At 55.6% G+C, this 16,806-nt stretch carries 21 protein-coding genes and 1 tRNA gene; 2 read left to right on the plus strand and 20 right to left on the minus strand.

What is annotated here, in order from left to right; genetic code table 11:
• Positions 1-27: 27 nt before the first annotated feature.
• From fni to MCP_RS08335, 14 genes are all read right to left on the minus strand, one after another.
• Positions 28-1,101, minus strand: a complete 1,074-nt coding sequence (gene fni, locus MCP_RS08270; RefSeq protein ID WP_012900388.1) for a type 2 isopentenyl-diphosphate Delta-isomerase — start codon at positions 1,099-1,101, stop codon at positions 28-30.
• Positions 1,102-1,104: 3 nt separating this feature from the next.
• Positions 1,105-1,872, minus strand: a complete 768-nt coding sequence (locus tag MCP_RS08275) for an isopentenyl phosphate kinase (RefSeq protein WP_012900389.1) — start codon at positions 1,870-1,872, stop codon at positions 1,105-1,107.
• On the minus strand, positions 1,869-2,768 hold the full coding sequence (locus MCP_RS08280; RefSeq protein ID WP_012900390.1) for a mevalonate kinase: 900 nt from the start codon (positions 2,766-2,768) through the stop codon (positions 1,869-1,871). The genes MCP_RS08275 and MCP_RS08280 overlap by 4 nt, the downstream gene beginning before the upstream one ends.
• A 4-nt stretch (positions 2,769-2,772) precedes the next feature.
• A complete protein-coding gene (locus tag MCP_RS08285) occupies positions 2,773-3,564 on the minus strand; it encodes an MEMO1 family protein (RefSeq protein ID WP_012900391.1) in 792 nt (263 codons plus the stop codon).
• 27 nt (positions 3,565-3,591) lie between these two features.
• On the minus strand, positions 3,592-4,227 hold the full coding sequence (gene rpsB / locus MCP_RS08290; RefSeq protein ID WP_012900392.1) for a 30S ribosomal protein S2: 636 nt from the start codon (positions 4,225-4,227) through the stop codon (positions 3,592-3,594).
• 55 nt (positions 4,228-4,282) lie between these two features.
• Complete coding sequence (gene eno / locus MCP_RS08295; RefSeq protein WP_012900393.1) at positions 4,283-5,539, minus strand: phosphopyruvate hydratase; 1,257 nt, start codon at positions 5,537-5,539, stop codon at positions 4,283-4,285.
• 44 nt (positions 5,540-5,583) lie between these two features.
• On the minus strand, positions 5,584-5,826 hold the full coding sequence (locus tag MCP_RS08300) for a DNA-directed RNA polymerase subunit K (RefSeq protein WP_128859998.1): 243 nt from the start codon (positions 5,824-5,826) through the stop codon (positions 5,584-5,586).
• Positions 5,827-5,952: 126 nt separating this feature from the next.
• Positions 5,953-6,030, minus strand: a tRNA-Pro gene (locus MCP_RS08305).
• Positions 6,031-6,041: 11 nt separating this feature from the next.
• Positions 6,042-6,257, minus strand: a complete 216-nt coding sequence (locus MCP_RS08310) for a DNA-directed RNA polymerase subunit N (RefSeq protein WP_012900395.1) — start codon at positions 6,255-6,257, stop codon at positions 6,042-6,044.
• Between the two features lie 71 nt (positions 6,258-6,328).
• Positions 6,329-6,733 carry a 30S ribosomal protein S9 gene (locus MCP_RS08315; RefSeq protein WP_012900396.1) on the minus strand — a complete coding sequence of 135 codons (405 nt, stop codon included), beginning with the start codon at positions 6,731-6,733 and terminating at the stop codon, positions 6,329-6,331.
• Between the two features lie 9 nt (positions 6,734-6,742).
• Entirely contained in the window at positions 6,743-7,162 is a 420-nt protein-coding gene (locus MCP_RS08320; protein ID WP_012900397.1) for a 50S ribosomal protein L13, read from the minus strand.
• A gap of 12 nt (positions 7,163-7,174) precedes the next feature.
• Positions 7,175-7,537 carry a 50S ribosomal protein L18e gene (locus MCP_RS08325; RefSeq protein ID WP_012900398.1) on the minus strand — a complete coding sequence of 121 codons (363 nt, stop codon included), beginning with the start codon at positions 7,535-7,537 and terminating at the stop codon, positions 7,175-7,177.
• A 960-nt stretch (positions 7,538-8,497) separates the two neighbouring features.
• Complete coding sequence (locus MCP_RS08330; RefSeq protein ID WP_012900399.1) at positions 8,498-8,941, minus strand: UPF0179 family protein; 444 nt, start codon at positions 8,939-8,941, stop codon at positions 8,498-8,500.
• A 77-nt stretch (positions 8,942-9,018) separates the two neighbouring features.
• On the minus strand, positions 9,019-10,392 hold the full coding sequence (locus MCP_RS08335) for an AIR synthase-related protein (protein WP_012900400.1): 1,374 nt from the start codon (positions 10,390-10,392) through the stop codon (positions 9,019-9,021).
• Positions 10,393-10,562: 170 nt separating this feature from the next.
• On the opposite strand from MCP_RS08335, the gene MCP_RS08340 reads away from it, so the two are divergent.
• The gene (locus tag MCP_RS08340) at positions 10,563-10,919 is read left to right on the plus strand and encodes a response regulator (RefSeq protein WP_012900401.1); all 357 of its coding nucleotides are present in this window, start codon (positions 10,563-10,565) and stop codon (positions 10,917-10,919) included.
• A 4-nt stretch (positions 10,920-10,923) separates the two neighbouring features.
• Here the strand turns inward: MCP_RS08340 and MCP_RS08345 are convergent, their stop codons facing one another.
• Complete coding sequence (locus MCP_RS08345) at positions 10,924-11,607, minus strand: RibD family protein (protein ID WP_012900402.1); 684 nt, start codon at positions 11,605-11,607, stop codon at positions 10,924-10,926.
• A 166-nt stretch (positions 11,608-11,773) separates the two neighbouring features.
• On the opposite strand from MCP_RS08345, the gene MCP_RS08350 reads away from it, so the two are divergent.
• On the plus strand, positions 11,774-12,754 hold the full coding sequence (locus MCP_RS08350; RefSeq protein WP_012900403.1) for a PGF-CTERM sorting domain-containing protein: 981 nt from the start codon (positions 11,774-11,776) through the stop codon (positions 12,752-12,754).
• A 36-nt stretch (positions 12,755-12,790) separates the two neighbouring features.
• Here MCP_RS08350 and MCP_RS08355 read toward each other — a convergent pair whose 3' ends face one another.
• The 5 genes from MCP_RS08355 to MCP_RS08375 all read right to left on the minus strand — a co-directional run bounded on the left by MCP_RS08355 (position 12,791) and on the right by MCP_RS08375 (position 16,288).
• The gene (locus MCP_RS08355) at positions 12,791-13,117 is read right to left on the minus strand and encodes a winged helix-turn-helix domain-containing protein (protein WP_012900404.1); all 327 of its coding nucleotides are present in this window, start codon (positions 13,115-13,117) and stop codon (positions 12,791-12,793) included.
• Between the two features lie 169 nt (positions 13,118-13,286).
• Entirely contained in the window at positions 13,287-13,934 is a 648-nt protein-coding gene (locus MCP_RS08360; protein ID WP_012900405.1) for an alanyl-tRNA editing protein, read from the minus strand.
• Entirely contained in the window at positions 13,934-14,890 is a 957-nt protein-coding gene (locus MCP_RS08365) for an aminopeptidase (RefSeq protein ID WP_012900406.1), read from the minus strand. Before MCP_RS08365 ends, MCP_RS08360 begins: the two co-directional genes overlap by 1 nt.
• Positions 14,891-14,958: 68 nt before the next feature.
• A complete protein-coding gene (locus MCP_RS08370; protein WP_012900407.1) occupies positions 14,959-15,648 on the minus strand; it encodes a competence/damage-inducible protein A in 690 nt (229 codons plus the stop codon).
• 1 nt (position 15,649) lies between these two features.
• On the minus strand, positions 15,650-16,288 hold the full coding sequence (locus MCP_RS08375) for a hypothetical protein (protein ID WP_231845038.1): 639 nt from the start codon (positions 16,286-16,288) through the stop codon (positions 15,650-15,652).
• Between the last annotated feature and the right edge of the window lie 518 nt (positions 16,289-16,806).

Here is a 16,806-nt window from a genome sequence, read left to right on the forward strand (position 1 = left end):
TTAATTACACCTTTTATATTGATGAGGCTAGCGCTGGGCGAAGGCCTTCCAGTTGAAGCCCCTTGCCTCCAGCGTATCCCTCGTTTTTCCCGAAATGATCACGGGAGCCCGCCGGATGTCCTCTACCGACCTCGAGCCGGTCAGGAACATTACGGCCTTTAACTCCTCGATATACAATTCAAGCATTTTCTTCACTTTCTCGGGGCCTATCCTTGCCGCAGAAACCAGCGGCAGCGCGACGCTGCTCATTGAAGCGCCCAGCGCCATGGCCTTAGCCATCATGACCCCGTCCCTTATCCCGCCCGTGGCGACCAGCGGCAGCCCGATGTCGGCCTCGACAAGGCTGACGGCGGTGGGTATGCCCCAGTCCCAGAACTTCATGCCCAGGTGCTCGCTCACTTCGTCGAGCTCCATGCGGGCCCTGAATACCTCTACGCCGGCCCAGCTCGTGCCTCCGCGCCCGCCGACATCGATGGCGGCGACGCCCGCCTTTTTCAGCAGGTAGGCGTCCATGTGGCAGATGCCTGCGCCGGTCTCCTTTACGATGACAGGTACAGATAGCTCCGCGGCGATCCCGGCTATCTTCTCGATGATGCCCCGGGCATCCACGTTCCCCTCGGGCTGTATGGCCTCCTGGAGAAAGTTCAGGTGGATGGCCATGGCGTCGGCGTCGATCATCTCGACGGCACGCTCGACGTCATCGATCGTATAGTCCGCCAGCTGCGGGGCACCGATATTGCCGTAGATGAAGGCGTTCGGTGCCTTCTCTCTGACGATACGGTATGAGTCTTCCAGTTTTCGGTCCTCGAGGGCGGCCCTCTGGCTGCCCACGCCCAGGCCGAGCCCGAGCTGCTCGGCGGCCATCGCGAGGTTCGCGTTGACTTCGGTCGTGCCGGGATGGCCGCCGGTCATCGACGCGATCATGAGCGGAGCGCTGAACTTGTGGCCTAAGAACGTGGTGCGGGAATCGACGTCCGCCCTGTTGATCTCGGGCAGGCACCGGTGGACGAACTCGACGTCCGAAAGCCCGTTATCCTTCGATTCCACGTTTTCCCTGGTACAGATGTCCAGGTGCTCGATCTTCCTCTTTGAGGTCGCCATTCGCTAGTCTCCGCGTATTATTGTGCCTTCTTTAAGGTCGTTTTTCAGGAATTTCACGACGTTCCCGGGCTTTTCGGCATTGAATACCAGTGATGGTATGCCCGATTCGGCCAGGGCCATCAGTTCCCGTATCTTTCCCTGCATGCCGCCCGTGACATCGACTCCGCGGGAGCCCGATAACACCTTGTTGACTTCGCTCATGTTCCCGGGCGTTATCTTACTTATGACATTCCCGTTGTCGTCCAGGACGCCGTCCACGTTAGTGCCGATGCCGACACGGTCCGCCTTGAGCTCGCAGGCCAGGTAGGGCACGAGCTGGTCGCCGGAGAGCACGTCCACGCCTTTGGAGCGGTCCATGGCCACATCGCCGTGCAGTACGGGCACGATGCCCTCATGAAGCATCATCCGTATGACGTCAAGGCATAAGTGCTCGATGCGGCCGTTGTCCAGCACGCAGTCCGATAGCGGGTTCACGGGCAGGGCCTCCACGCCGCTGATCTGCAGCGCATCTACGACCATCCGGTTCAGCGACGTGACGGCGCTGTGAGTGGGCCATAAGCCTTTAATGCTCCAGTCGTCCAGGCCGTCTTTCAGGCGGTATTCCTTTGCCTGGTGATGCCCGAAAGAGCCGGCGCCGTGGATGAGTACCAGGCCGGGGCTTGCGCCCTCGCCGATCTCCTTAGCGATCCTCGATATGGCGTCCTTCTTTGCCACGGAGACCCGGTTCTTATCCGTCAGCACGCTGCCGCCGATCTTGAGTATGGTCGTCATTGGATGAATATTCCCTCCGCCGTTGGCTTGCTGATGAAGCTGTCGCCGTATGAGCGCCCGATGGCGGTCGCGATCTCTTTACAATTTTTGTCATCGCATATGGCCACCATGCATCCCCCTCCGCCCGCGCCGGTGATCTTGGCGCCGTAGGCGCCGTGCTGGCGTGCGGCATATATCTGGAGTGAGAGCTCGGGTATGGTGATGCCCAGGGCGTCCAGCAGCCCCTGGTTGACGTTCATGAGCTCGCCTATGGAACGATAGTCGTTCTGTTTTATTAAATCCTCGCCCCGCGCGGAGATATCCCCGATCGAGTCCATGATGCCGTCGATGACGTCCGGGTATTTTTCTTTGAGCGTTCTCACCCGGGATACCATGCGTGAAGTGGATTTTGATATGCCGGTGTGGCCGACCACGATGCCGCAGGTGATAGGCGGCAGTGTCCTCATGTCGGGCACGACAACGGTCCCGCCCATGGTGGACACGAACGTATCGGTCGGGCTCGCCGCTCCCTGCACTTCCAGCTCTGTCTGGTAGGCCATATACGCGATGTCTTTTTTACTCAAGCCGGCGCTGAACTCCTCGTTCAAGGCGCCGATGGTGGCGACGGTCACGGCAGCCGAGGAGCCCAGGCCCGAAGCCACGGGGATCCTCGAGGAAACAGCGATGTTCACGTTCCGGATATCCGCACACTTCTGCATCCTTTTAACGGCCGTCTTGATATACAGGTTCTTATCCGGCTCGTCCTTGAAGGCCGAGTGAATGTGGACGCCACGGCTTTTACGGGATACCTCCACGGTGGTCCGCAGGTCGATGGCGCATGCGATCGCGCGCTTGCCGTAAACGACCGCATGCTCGCCGAATAAAAAGACCTTACCGGGGGCTGAACACATCGTCATTCCATCACCTGGTCACGGCCAGCCCCGCATAGCCGACTACTTCCCTGTCGCCGGTCACGTCGCCGCTGGTCGCATAGGCCAGTAGCTCTGCTTTTTTGGCCCCTCGCCTCTTACATGAGAGCATCATTGCGGCGATCGGGCCGTAGCCACAGCAGGTCGCGTTCAGGTTCGCCACCTCGTCGTAAAATCCTGGCACGTCGAGCTTCTCTATCTTCTCTATGAGGATATGGTCCTTCCGCTTTGCGACTTCGACGGGCTCGTAATGCGTAAAGTCGCTGGATGCGACGATGACCACTTTTTTCGGGTATTTCTCGATAGCCATCGTGATCTCGCCGGCGACTTCCCTGACAGTCTCGTAATCCTGCAGGCCAAGCGCTATCGGCACGATACGGAAATCCTTAAAAAAGTATTGAAGGAACGGCACCTGCACTTCGAGCGAGTGCTCCCTCTGGTGGGCCGTCTCATCGTGGTCGATGATGCCCGGCGGGAGCAGGTCGATGAAGTCGTGGTCGACGTCGACGATGCCCAGCGGCGTCTTCCAGGGCACCGTGGATACGGCGACGGCAGAGCCTTCCCAGCTATGCCGCGGGCCGAGGATGATAAAGGTAGGCGCGCCCTCGATGGACGCGTACACCTTCGCAGCCACGCCTCCCGAGTACATGTAGCCGGCATGAGGCACGACGACGCCCATGGCGTCCAGCTTTAAAGATACGGATGGTGCCAGCTCAGCTATCTGCCGCCGTAAAGCCTCATTGCTGCCGGGATAGAACATGCCCGCGACCGCAGGGTTCCTCATATCGATATGAATACTCCGGTCCTGTGCTTATATTTCCGACTCGAAATCATTGACGGTATAGTTAAAGCCCTGCTCGCCACGCTCGCGGACGACTTCCCTGGCCAGCAGCCAGTATACGAGAGCGAGTGCCTTGCGGCCCTTGTTGTTCGTCGGGATGACCAGGTCGATGTCGGTGGTCATGTTGTTCGTGTCGCACATGGCGATGACGGGCACGCCGATCTTGATGGCCTCGTTGACGGCCTGCATGTCGCCGATGGGGTCGGTAACGACCACGACGTCCGGCTCGGTGAAGAACATGTACTCCGGGTTCGTCATGGTGCCGGGGATGAACCTGCCGACGATGTCGCTGGCGCCGATGGCCTTGGCGAACATCTCCGCCGGGTGCTGGCCGTACTGCCTGGCACACACTACCAGTATGTTCGCCGGGTCATACCTGGACAGGAACTTGGCCGATGCCCGGATGCGCTCGTCAGTGCTCTGCACATCCAGGACGTACAATCCATCGTTCCTGACGCGGTAAATGAACCGCTGCATATCCTCAGTCTTTTGCTGCGTACCGATGTGCACGCCTGCAGCCAGGTATTCATCCATCGGTATCAATGACTGGTAATTCTCGTCTCTGATCTCTCTTACTTCCTGTTTTTCCACAGCTTTGTCTGCCATTTTTTACTTCTCCTGTAGTTTAGTAAAAATTTTTTTCAAATATTAAGTATTGATCTTAAGGTAGGTCTTCGGTCATGCGATCGTTGCCGATGTCCTCGCCTATCCTTATCAGCTCGTTCAGCTTTGCGATGCGCTCGCCGCCCACGACGCCCGTCTTCAGCAATTCGCAGCCGAAGGCGACCGCCAGGTGTGCGATGGTGTTATCAGTAGTCTCGCCGCTCCGGTGGGACATGACCGTCTTGAAGCCGAACCGCTTCGCCATCGTTATGGCGTTGTAGGTGTCCGTCACCGTGCCGATCTGGTTGGGCTTGATGAGGATGGCGTTCGCGGCGAACTTCTCAATGCCTTCCTGGAGCCGCTTCACGTTCGTGACGAAGAGGTCGTCGCCGCATATGATGCATCTGTCCCCGACCTTTTCTGTCAGTTCGGCGAACCCGTCAAAGTCGTTCTCGTGCAGCGGGTCCTCGACGTAGAATAGGTCGTACTTGTCGACCAGGCCCGCAATATAGTCTACTTGTTGAGCGGGGGTCCTCTTAGCGTCCTTATAGACGTAGACCTTTTTCTTCTCATCCCACAGCTCGGAGGCCGCGACGTCAAGTCCCAGCCTGATGCTGAAACCGACCTCGTCGGAGACTTCCCTGACCGCGGCACTGGTGATCTCGAAGGCCTTAGAGTCCTTGACCTGGGGCGCCCAGCCGCCCTCGTCGCCCTTGCCGCATACGATGCCGGCGTCTGTCAGCAGCTTCTTGACCTTCTTGTGGACCAGCGTGTTGCCATACACCGCATCGTCGATGGTGTCCGCGCCGATGGACGATACCAGGAACTCCTGGATATCCGTCGCTCCCGGTGCATGTGCGCCGCCTCCCAGGACATTGCCAAGGGGGTACGGCATGCGCGGGTACGCGTTGCCCAAATAGCGGTAAAGCATCCGTTCAGGGGGCTCGACCCGGTAATCATCTGTGCTATATACGGAGCACGAAGCAGCCTTCGCCACTGCCATCGAGACAGCGACCGAGGTGTTGCCGCCAATGTTGCTGAAATTGTCCGTGCCGTCAATGTCGTGCAGGAGCATGTCGATACTTTCCTGGTCCGTGGCGTCCTCGGCGATGAGCTGCTCGACGACCTCGTTTTCCAGCTTCGACAGCGCGTCAGGGACGGGTATTGCCACGGCCTCGTAGGTGCCCGTTGAGGCGCCCGCCGGTGCCGCCGCCCGCCCGAAGCTTCCGTCGTCCAGGTAGACCTCGACCTCGATGGTCGGGTTGCCCCGGCTGTCGAAAATTCTCCTTCCTATAATATCTTCAATTATAGACAAAACCTAACCTCCCATACGACAATGAGCATTTCGGACAAAAAGAATTAGGCCGGATTAACCTCGCGCCTCGTGGATTTGTTGACCTTCTTGACGGTGATCGGGATCAGGCCGCGCTCCAGCTCTGCCAGGGCGACCTCGATCGGCTCCACGGAGTTTGCATCTTTCATGAGGACGGGCGCTCCCATTGAGATCTGGAGAGCCCTTGCCCCGACGATACGCGCACGCTCATAGCGTGTGTACTTTGTGACGTTTTTAGAATCGGCCACGTTAATTTGTTTAGCGCTCAAGCTAATACCTCTTACAACCTGATAAGAAATGAAATGTAGATTTCATCGAACTTTGAGGTGCGTTCTAGTTCCCAGGCGTCCCGCTGGGTGGTCTACAGCTATACGATTGTTCCGTATAAGGGTATATGGTGGGATCGCTGAGATTTGAACTCAGGTTTCCGCGTCCCGAACGCGAAAGGATGGACCAGGCTACCCCACGATCCCATATATCCTTATCACTGGTATGGTGCCAGAACGTCGACCAGCTCGACGTGCGATAACAGCATGCGCCTGCAGCAGTACCGCTCTACGCCCAGGTCGTCGAGGATGTCGCCGACCTTAAGCTGCTCACCCTTGGGCAGGCTCTTCTTTCTTTCCTCGACACGCTCGCGATACTCTTCCCAAACGTTCGAGACTACCATACCACAGGTGAAACATCTGACCGGTATCATTTTAATACTCCATTTTTAAATTTAATACATTGGAAGTATTTGAATAATACCTCCAATGATTACATTTATACTTAACGGTACGACTTCTGGAACTTCGCCCTTGCGCCCGATCCGCCGTAGTGCTTGGACTCCTTCGCACGTATATCGTTCACGAGGAGTGTCCTGTCGTGGCTCAGGTAGGTGTCGCGCAGCGCCATGTCGTTCGTCCAGTTGACGATGCCTCTTGCAATGGCGCACCTCGCGGCCTCCGCCTGCCCCATGACGCCTCCGCCACGGATGTCGACGTCGATATCGACCTGGCTGAAAATCTCGGTGCCCGCCATTGTGAGGGGCTCGGTGATCTTGAGCCTGATGATGTCCGGCTGAACGAGAGGCAGTGGTACCTTGTTGATGCGTATGATGCCCGTGCCCTTGCGAACTGTCGCCCGGGCGATAGCAGTCTTCCGCTTTCCGCTTGTAGTTATGACCTTGACCATGCTCTCACCTTAAAATTTTGATCCTAGAAGCTTTGAGAGTTCGCCGAGCTCCATGTACTTGTATGAGCTCAGGCGGTCTACGCTCGCCTTCTCCAGCGTTACGGCCTCTTTGCCGCTGACTTCGGTCGGCGTGCCGATGAAGACCCTGAGGCGTGCCATCGCGTCCTTCCCGCGCTGCGCCTTGTAGGGCAGCATGCCGCGGATAGTGCGCTTTATGATGGCGTCCGGCCTCTTCGGGTAGTACGGCCCCTTTTCTGTGGTGCCGCGGTCCACGGTCTGCTTGAACTCGGCGAACGTGGATGCCTTCGAGCCCGACAGTATTGCCTTGTCGGCGTTGATGATCGTGACTTCTTCGCCCTCAAGTAGCTTCTTGGCTACGATGCTCGACAGCCTGCCGACGATGAGTCCCTGCGCGTTAATTAATACCATGCTTTGTCCTCCTCACCTGATGATGCGGACACCCTTGCCCGCGGGGTTCGTCTTCATGAGCTGTTCGATTGACATGCACTTGCCGTTGGCGCCGGAGATAAGTTCCTCGGCGGCGACGCTGAAGTTGAGAGCGGCGACCGTTACGGGGTGGTCGATGACGCCCGTGCCCAGGACTTTGCCCGGTACCAGGATAGTCTCGTTCTCCTTCGAGTAGCGGTTGATCTTGCTGATGTTGACCGCCGCGTAGTGCCTTGCCGGCTTCTCGAATCTCTCGGCAATGTCTCTCCAGAGCGCGACATTGTGCTCCCTGGACTGTGCCTTGAGGTCGAAAATGAGCTTCGATAATCTAGGGTTGGTTTTCTTTAAAGCCTTCATTTCTGAACCTCCGTAAGGCCTTCAGGCCTGACTCACGCATCGACGGTTTGATCGGTGCGCTCGGGCATTTCGCCCATTCGCCGGATAACCAGTGTTATCCTACGGTTCGCGTCATTTTATGATGACGGAGGCTCATAATGCCATTCGAGCATATGAAGTTTTCGGTAATTTTCCCGTATATATAGAGGTTTTACCACGGCCGGCACGGAGGGCAGCCTCTGTTTTAAGCCCGCTAAGAGGATAAGTCCGCGAAGACGTTTTTCGAGCCCTAAGACCGCTAAGCTTGCGCAAAGACCGCGAAGACTATCTTAAAATTTATTACGATATAACGCCTAATCCATTTGAATATTAATTATCTTTGGATCTTCTCCAATTTTTGGATGAACGTTCTTTTGCTTTTACTTATGCCTTCCTGGAGTGTCCAATACACAGGGCCACGAAGTCACGGAGGACTCACAAAGACTTTTTTTTATATGCAAGGCTCAGAGGGGACAGAGCCCGGTTTATTATTTTCCTGAGAGACAGAGATCATCGAGATACGGTTGACGAATAAACAACGTTAAAGTGAAAAATGGTTTATCGTCGCCCGAGCCTTTTTCAACTCTGTCTCTCAGTTAAGTATAAACCCGTCTCCGTCCCCTCAGTGTCTCCCATCTAAAAGAAAAACTCCGTGCGTTCTCCGTGGCCTCGTGGCCCTGTGTATTGGACACTCCACGACGGCATAGGGAAAAGGATACAAAATGTTTAACCTAAAATCACAGCAGGCAATAAAAACCAATAGTTCCTCATCCAACAATCGGAGAAGAACCACTTTCTTTTAATGTTTCTTTTAATATATCTTCGCGGTCTTTGCGTAAGCTTAGCGGTCTTAGGGCTCGAAACAGTCTTCGCGGACTTAACAAGCTTCGCGAGCTTAAAACCGGCAATGCTCGTATAAATTAGGCTAATTCAACACAGAAATTATTTAAGCAGGACCTTTTTAAGTATCAGGCCCTTCGGGCAGGTACCGGTCGCTTCGCCGTATACTTCGCTGATCGTATATTTCTCGCCGTTAACGAGCCCGGCCGGGTGACAGCCCTCGTACGACGGGCATGCCTTATCGCACTTCGGCTCCTCGTACGTCAGCTTCGAGCCGTTGAACGCCTTCCTCGACTCGATCACAACGACGACGGGGGCGGGAGAGACTTCGACGGCACGGACGCTCGTGTCGTGCAAAAAGCACTCGTGATCGCTGCCGGTGCGTAGGGCGACGACTATATACTTCTTGCCCTTATCCAGGTTGAGGCACACTGCCTTGAGCTTACACTTCTCGCATTCCGGCTGGGGGCCGCGGTAGATGAACTCCGTTCCCTTCTTTGCGAGCTTACTGCCTATGAGCGTGATGGTGATGTTAGGTCCCGGCATGGTCTCTCCTTAAAATGGCCGCACTTACTTATAGAACTACTACGACCATAAAAATTTTCTCTAAAATGAAAAATAATTTAGGTGTCCGACTTGAGCTTTTGAGGCTTACCGGACGAATACGCCGAAAGGTCGCTGTCCCTGCTCCTGATGCGAGCGACCATGCGCTCCTTCTTTTGTATTGCATGGGCCGCTGCCTGGTCGACCTTTTTCTTCATCTCCTCGAAGGACATCGGGGTCTCTTCGCCCACGAGCTTCTTGATGGGCGTATATGCGGATTCCCTGAACTTCGGGGTGAAGTCTCTCTCGACGCCGTTCTCCACGAGGTATGCCCCGTGGCCTTCCAGGACCTCGCCGACGATGTCGATCTTGACGCCCTTGCTCCGGACCGCGGCCATGATGGCTTCGGCGTTCTCGGGGGGCGCGATGATAAGTAAGGCGTCCAGCGAGACGCCCAGGTAGTCGATCTTCAGCGCGTCGAGCATCTTCAGCACCGTGGGCTCGACCAGCTTACGCATCTTTTCCTCGTAGAACACGAGCTTGACCCCGGCGGTGCCGGCGATCTCGTAGGCGTCGCCACGGATGCCGCCGTTGGTCACGTCGGTCATGGCGTGGATCTTACCAATGAGGTCGTGCTCGAACAGGGATTCGCAGGCCTCTAAGAATTTTACGTTCAGGGTCTTCTCGACCACGTCGTGCATGCCGAAGTACAGGGCGGTCGTGGAGACGGTGCCTCCGCCGGCGCCCTCGCTGACCATGATGACGTCGCCGGGCCTGGACTGGATGCGCGCGGTGAGCTCCTTTGCCACGCCCACGGCGCCCACACAGCCGGTCATCCTGTCGCCGATGACCATGTCGCCGCCGATGCGGAGCGTGCTTCCTGTTACTAGCGGTACACCGATGAGGTCCGATACCGTCGTGATCCCGGCAGTATAATCGAAGATCTTGGAGACGTCGCCGTCATCGGCGATGTGAATATCCGAGAATAGAGCCACCGGCTTAGCGCCCATCACGTACAGGTCACGGAGCGAAGCCCGCGTACAGTGAAAGCCTGCTAAAAATGGAAAGTCGGACAGGCGAGAGTGCATACCGTCGACTGTGACAACCACATACTGGCCACCCGCCTTAACGACGCCGGAGTCATCCATCTGGCTCGAATCGCACACGGCATCGGTCTTACCGATGACCTCGGCGATCTTACTGTGCGCATAGAAGTCGCCCCGGCCCCTCGAGCCCACGCCGAAGGCGCCCATGGTGACGCCACAGGGCTGGCTGGCAATGACATCGTCCCTTACGTCCAGGGTGGCCCTTGCCTCGACGATGACCGCCTCCGCGAGCCTCTTCGCTCCCTCGGGGGAGATGTCCTTGACCTCTCGAATGCGGTCCGCCAGCTTTTCCGCGAGCCCGGTATCGCCTTTCCTGAGCCCTCTCTTCGCGTATCCTTCTATGTCCATTCGTGCACACCTATGAAGACTACAATGCTCCTTTTTTAACCATATATATTATGCTTTAATATCTTTTCGATACGCCAAAAACAGCGGCGATGTTCTTTCTAGATTACACAAAGCATAAATAAAATGAGCCATCATTCATTTTCTTAGCTCAAAGTGAATAAAGGTGTATAATGACAAACAGAGTCCTGGTCGTCGACGATAATCCCGATATTTGCGACATCGTCAGCATTGCCCTTAAAGGCAAGGGCATCGAAGTCAGGACCGCAGAGACGGGCAACGACGGCATCAGCATTTTTCTCCAGTTCATGCCTGACATCGTCCTGCTCGATTATAAGCTGCCCGACATGGACGGCAACGACGTGGCAAAAAAGATCAAGGCGACCGGGAAAGCGACCGGCATCATAAGGATGACCGGGGAGAACGTGATCGGCAACGACGTCGACATGTCGCTTTACGTAGGTAAGCTCCAGAAGCCCTTTAAGCTGGCAGAAATGGTCCAGTATGTCGAAGACCACATAAAAAAATAACGGCTTATTTTCCGTTCGGCTCGTATATGATGTCGTACTCCGTGATCAGGTGATTGCCCACTTTATAGAAGTCGGTCAGGTCCGTCCCGACGACCTGGCCGATGGAGTCCACCCCCGGGCCCCCGACGAGCGACGGCGTGCTGTCGCCGCCAATGATATAGGGTATCTGGATCAGGATGATGTGGTCGATCATGTGCTTTTGTATGAGCAGCCAGATCAGCGTCGGCCCGCCTTCGACCATCAGGCGCTTTATGCCTCTTTTTGTGAGGCCCTCCATCATGAGCTCGAGGTCGACGGCCTCTTTACCGCAGACCATGACTTCGGCGCCCTTCTGCCGGATCGCTTCCACCTTTTCCGGGCTTGCACGACCGGAAACGACGATTATCGTCGGAGCATCGTGATTAAGAACGTTCGACCCGGGCGGTATGGACGCATCCGAGCAAGGGACGACCCGTACCGGGCTCCTGCCCTCAACAAGCCGGTTAGTAAGGATCGAATTATCGATCTTGATCGTATTACTGCCCACCATGATGGCGTCGAACTCAGTCCGCTTCTTATGCAAAAACCTCTGGCTCTCCATGTCCATGAGGCCCATGATGATCTTGCTGGAGAGCCCCCGCTTTAAGGTCAATTTACCGTCGACGGTCATCTCGGATATCAGTGTAACGTATGGCCTGCTCGCGCTCATGTGAACTCCTGACAATTCTACTCGATTGCTAATAGGTTTTTCCCCCGGTGGATATGGCCCATATAAAATCGCTGATTCCACAATAATCAGGCGTTCCACCAAATATATTCCAAACGTTATTATTATAATAATATGTTTATATAAACATTAACGAATAGGTGAGTCTATGTTCCATAAAACAACCCTTAAAATGCTATCATATGCGCTGGCTATTACGGTACTCGCAGCCTTAGCCTCAATGCCGCCTGCCATGGCCGAGTCGGCCACTGTCTACGGGCAAGTCACCCTTAACGGGGAGCCGGTAAACGGGGCCACTGTCTCCTGTAATGGTAACACAACGACAACATCCTCATCGATCTATAACGGGTTTTACACACTGTCGCTGCCGATCGGTAAGGATTACCCCGTCACGGCCACATACACGGCGAACGGCACCACATATACTGCTTCTGACAACATCGACCTGACCGGCACCACATCGACATCAACACCCATTGCCTTAAGCGCCCTTGCATTGACGGCCCAGGCAGCAGCCACTCCTACGCCGACCCCGACCCCGACGCCTACGCCCACGCCGAGCCCTAACGCTTCGGCATCTCCTTCGCCCACTGCGAACGCGTCTATCACGCCAACGCCGTCTCCCACGCCGACCCCGACAGCCACTCCAACTCCCACGGCCACGCCAAAGCCAGCATCTTATACACAGCCTTCGTACCCGACATATACGCCTACGCCAACGCCCGAGCCGACTCCGACGCCCACGCCGACGCCTGTCGTGCAGCGCAAGGTCTTTTCGTCCCCCAAATGGGAGACTGACCACGGGATGATCACTGTCTCTAACGTCGGCGACACGCCCATCACGGTCCGTTCATGGGTGGGAGACCAGTCAAACAACACTACCGTTACAGGGAATGAAACCAGATCGATCCTGACGCCTATTGCCCTGTTAGAGGAAAACCAGATCGTGGACATGGGCTTCGAGGCATACGAGAACGATGTGCTCATCGATTCGTATAAGGCCAGCCTGTATATGGATCCGACGGCGACCCCGGCCCCAACGAAAGCCCAGTCGCCTGGATTTGCCGGGGCAATAGCCTTAGCTGGCTTACTGGCAGCAGGATACCTGATAACAAGGAAGGAGGACTAAGCGCCTGAGACCAGGCGCCTCCTTCATTAAAAATTTTTAAGCTTTCACTTTTTGCCCGGTCTTGGCGGATAAGATCTCTTTGATATCCTTATGGCTCTCTTTCTCGCCCTCTAAGGCCAGTATGTCCAGCGTATAAGAGACGATCCTGGCGCCCTTGTTCGACAGGTGGTAGCCGTCGGGATCCTTCTCGAGAATGTCCGAGGCCATGAGCGCCTTCAGCAGGCGGTTCAGGATGCCGGGATTCAGCTTGGTCTCGAACATGATGTCCGTAAACTTCGTCTTCCCCCTCGTCACCGTAAACAGGACGTCCATAGCGCCCGCGTACGACAGCGTCTTTAATATTTCGAATTCCTTTTTCTCCATAATCTTTACCCGCTTTAATTTTACTTAAACATTTAATAAATCTTTATTAGTAACTAGTTATTTATAATGTGTACTTAAACGATTTAAAGGTTATGATATCAAACGCATACTGACTAATATTTTAATATTTCTACCATATATAAGTAGCTTTAGGTTTATCTGGCGTATCCTATACAAGGGATATCTCTATGCGCTCACGCCCTTTTCCGGGCTTTTTGCCCCTGGAGATGGTAATATGGCCGATCTCTTTTGAGTTTTTAGGGTGCGTGCCACAGCAATCCATCTTCCAGGGCGCCATCTCCCAGCGCAGCACGCCGGAGTCCACGGGGTCACGATATGTCTTTATATCCCAGCCTTCGGCGATGAGCGCGTTCGCCCTGTCCTCGACCTCCTTCAGCTTTGCCTTATCCAGCGGCGCCTCGAACAGGTAGTCGGACCTTTCCTTATTCTCGTCCAGCAGCCCTGAGGACGCGATGGTGCAGGCATCGCCGAACACCTCTTTCATCAAGTAATACACGATGTGGGAGGCGGAGTGCAGGCGCATTTTCCTGTAGCGCTTTTCCCAGTCGATGGCGCACTCGACCATGTCGCCCGCCTTGAACGAGGGAGCGCTCTCCATGATATGTACGATACGGCCGTTCCCGGCCACGGTATCGACGACCTTTACGCCGCCGATGGTGCCCGAATCCCCGGTCTGGCCGCCGCCCCTGGGGAAAAAGTACGTATCCTCGAGGATCACGTTGACGCCGTCCACGGATGCGACTTTACTCTTAAATTCCCTCACATAGGGGTCGTCAAAATAATGATTGTCGGGCATTACAGGAACTCCTTGATGTCCAGCTTCTTGCCGTCGACGTATACGGTCGGGTGGGTCACGATGCCGTCGCAGTGCATGGCCACGGTGCAAGTGCCCCCGAAGCCGCAGTCGTTGCCCAGTGCCATGTGGATCGTATTGCCCACCTTCTCATCTTCAAGCAGGATGCCCCAGAGCCTGGCCTTCGGGTTCATGCCTATCCCGAGCTCTGCCATATGCCGGGCATCGGGGCCCAGCTCTTCGAATAGCTTTTTCAGGTCGTCGGCGTGGGCGCCCCTGGCGTCGACGCAAACGCCGTCCTTGATGATCAACTCGAGGGGCGTGTCCAGCAGCCCCCAATCCCCGAACGTGCCGTCCACCACGAGCTTACCGTTCGCGCTGGTGGGAGCAATGAAGAGCTCGCCGCCGGGCAGGTTGGTGAAATCGCCTTTATTAAGGGCCAGCCCTGTGTCCATGTGCCACTCCCGGCCTGCAAATTCGACATTTATATCGGTGCCAAGGGGAGTGGTGATATGAGCAGTCTTCGTGCCCTGCTGCAGCTTATAAAGCTGCTCTATGCGGTCCCTCATCCTGAAATAGTCTGCAGTCATGCCGCCGGTGGAGAACATGTCGGTGATGAGCTCCTTCGTGCCCTCGGTGAGCGGTATAGTTGCGATGCGGGCGCCGTTCAGGCATGCTTTCTTCCTGGCCTGCGTGTGGGTGAGCGAAAAGACGGTGGGCGCGATGACAACGTCCGAATGCAGCATGGCATCGGCAATGACTTCGGGCGGCTCCTCGCCGCTCCTGGTGCGGGGCTTCATTTCCATGTAGATAGATTCCGCTCCCAGCTCCATGGCCGCCTCGTACAGCGGCACGCCGATGAAATCCCTCTCCGTGTCGCAGACGATCAGGACCTTTTCCCCGGGCTTCACGCCCATGCAGTCCCTGACCGCGATCATTGCGCTCTCTTTAATGCTCATGAAAAGCCCTCGGTATGAATTATAATTGCATACTTCGGCTATCCGATATATCTTTCGTCAGAAAAAATTTACAGGATGCGCCCTGCGAGCCACTCCTTTGCCGCTTTGAGCCGGTCAGGGTCATAAGACTTCATCTTGATCTTGACCACGCCCGAAGGATATGAGCCGAACGTGACTTCGGGGAAAAGCCTGACGGCCTCGTTGAGGTCATTGACAAGGGCCGACTCGGGCTTATTCGAGATCAGCCAGTCCACGTGGAGCTTAGGGCCCCTGAACTGCTGTCTGACCAGCTCGAACATGGCCTTCATCTCGGATGGCACACCGGGGAACGTGTAGACTCTGTTGTCGACGATGAAGCCGGGGGCGGCGCCCACCGGGTTCGGGATGACCGTCGTATTTTCGGGTATGTCCGCCATGTTGTACGATTGGGGCAGCGGGGACCGGTGATACCGGGCAGCATATGCCTCGACCACTTTTACAGCCTCCGGGTCCCGGATCAGCTTGCGGCCGAATGCAAGGGCTACCGCCTGCCTCGTCACATCGTCGTGCGTGGGGCCGAGGCCGCCCGTCACCAGGACCTTATCCGCCCTGATCTCCTTCAGCGTTCGTGCGATGACATCGATATCGTCCGGAACGACCTCTATCCTCTTCACAACGGTGCCAAGCTCGGTGAGATTTTTCGCCAGCCATGTCGAGTTAAGGTCGGCGATGTCTCCCGAAAGGAGCTCGTCGCCGATACACAGGATGACCGCATCCATTTTAGCGACCGCTGATATATTTCCTGGATAATATCCCTACACATCCAACTGAGCCGATGAGCAGCCCTAACGGAAGGAATGTCAGACAGCTTCCGGAGGGTGCCGGCGTCGGAGTGGGCGTGGGCGTGGATGTCGGGATGGCCGTCGCGGAAGGCGTCGGCGTCACATCCTGGAACTCGATGGGAATAACAGTCTCATAATGGAACCATGGGGGCTCGATCTGCTTGTCGGTCCATACGAGCTGCAGGTTCGTAGAGTTACGGTATACGGCGAAGTACATGACCCGGTCATAATAGTCCTCTGCCGGAACGGTGTCGAGTGCCACGTCCGAATAGAAATACCGGTTCGCCTGGTCCTTAAGGGATACGTTAAACTCATAATAAACGCTCTTGTTCGACGGGTTGATGAGCCTGTAATAGAGCGCGATGAACTTGTATTTGTCTGCCGGGAACTTAGCCGGCGAAAACTTATCGGATGTGTCCGATTCCACGATCTTGTCCAGGTGGACGGCCAGCGCCCGGGGCTCGCCATTCTGGTCCTCGCTATATGTCACGTCCATATAGTCGACCCTGTCCGCCATGGCCGGCGCGATCAGGCAGCATGCCAGTAATCCGATGATAAGGATGGCTCGAAGCTTCATATGCATCACCGATATATGGATGCCCTGGGATATAATGGCTTTTTTGGTATTAACCACTCCCTTTTAAGCATGCAAAGAGGTGCAAGTCCGCGAAGACGGTTTCGAGCGCGAAGACCGCGAAGCCATATTGAAAGATCATTTATTTGAAATGAATAATAGAAAGTAATAATTAATGGTTCTTGTGGGTTTTTGGGATGATATATTGCTTTGGCGGATGCCTTCGCTCGTTTTTATGTTATGCCGTCGTTGAGTGGTCCAACCACAGGGGCACGGAGAGCGCTGAGTTTCACGGAGTTTTCTTATAAATGGAGACCCAGAGGGCGCAGGGGACGGGTTTATAACTTTCCCGGGGCACGGAGTTGAAAGAGGCACTGCCGAGGATAAACCGCATTATTGTTTATTGGTCTACCGAGCCTCAATAAACTCTGTGCCCCAGGAAAGCCAATAAACCGGCCTCTGAGCTCTCTGGGTCTCAAATTATTAAAAAATAACTCTGTGTAACTCCTGTGCGCTCCGTG

It is taken from the genome of Methanocella paludicola SANAE, from assembly GCF_000011005.1.
GTDB classification, from domain to species: domain Archaea; phylum Halobacteriota; class Methanocellia; order Methanocellales; family Methanocellaceae; genus Methanocella; species Methanocella paludicola.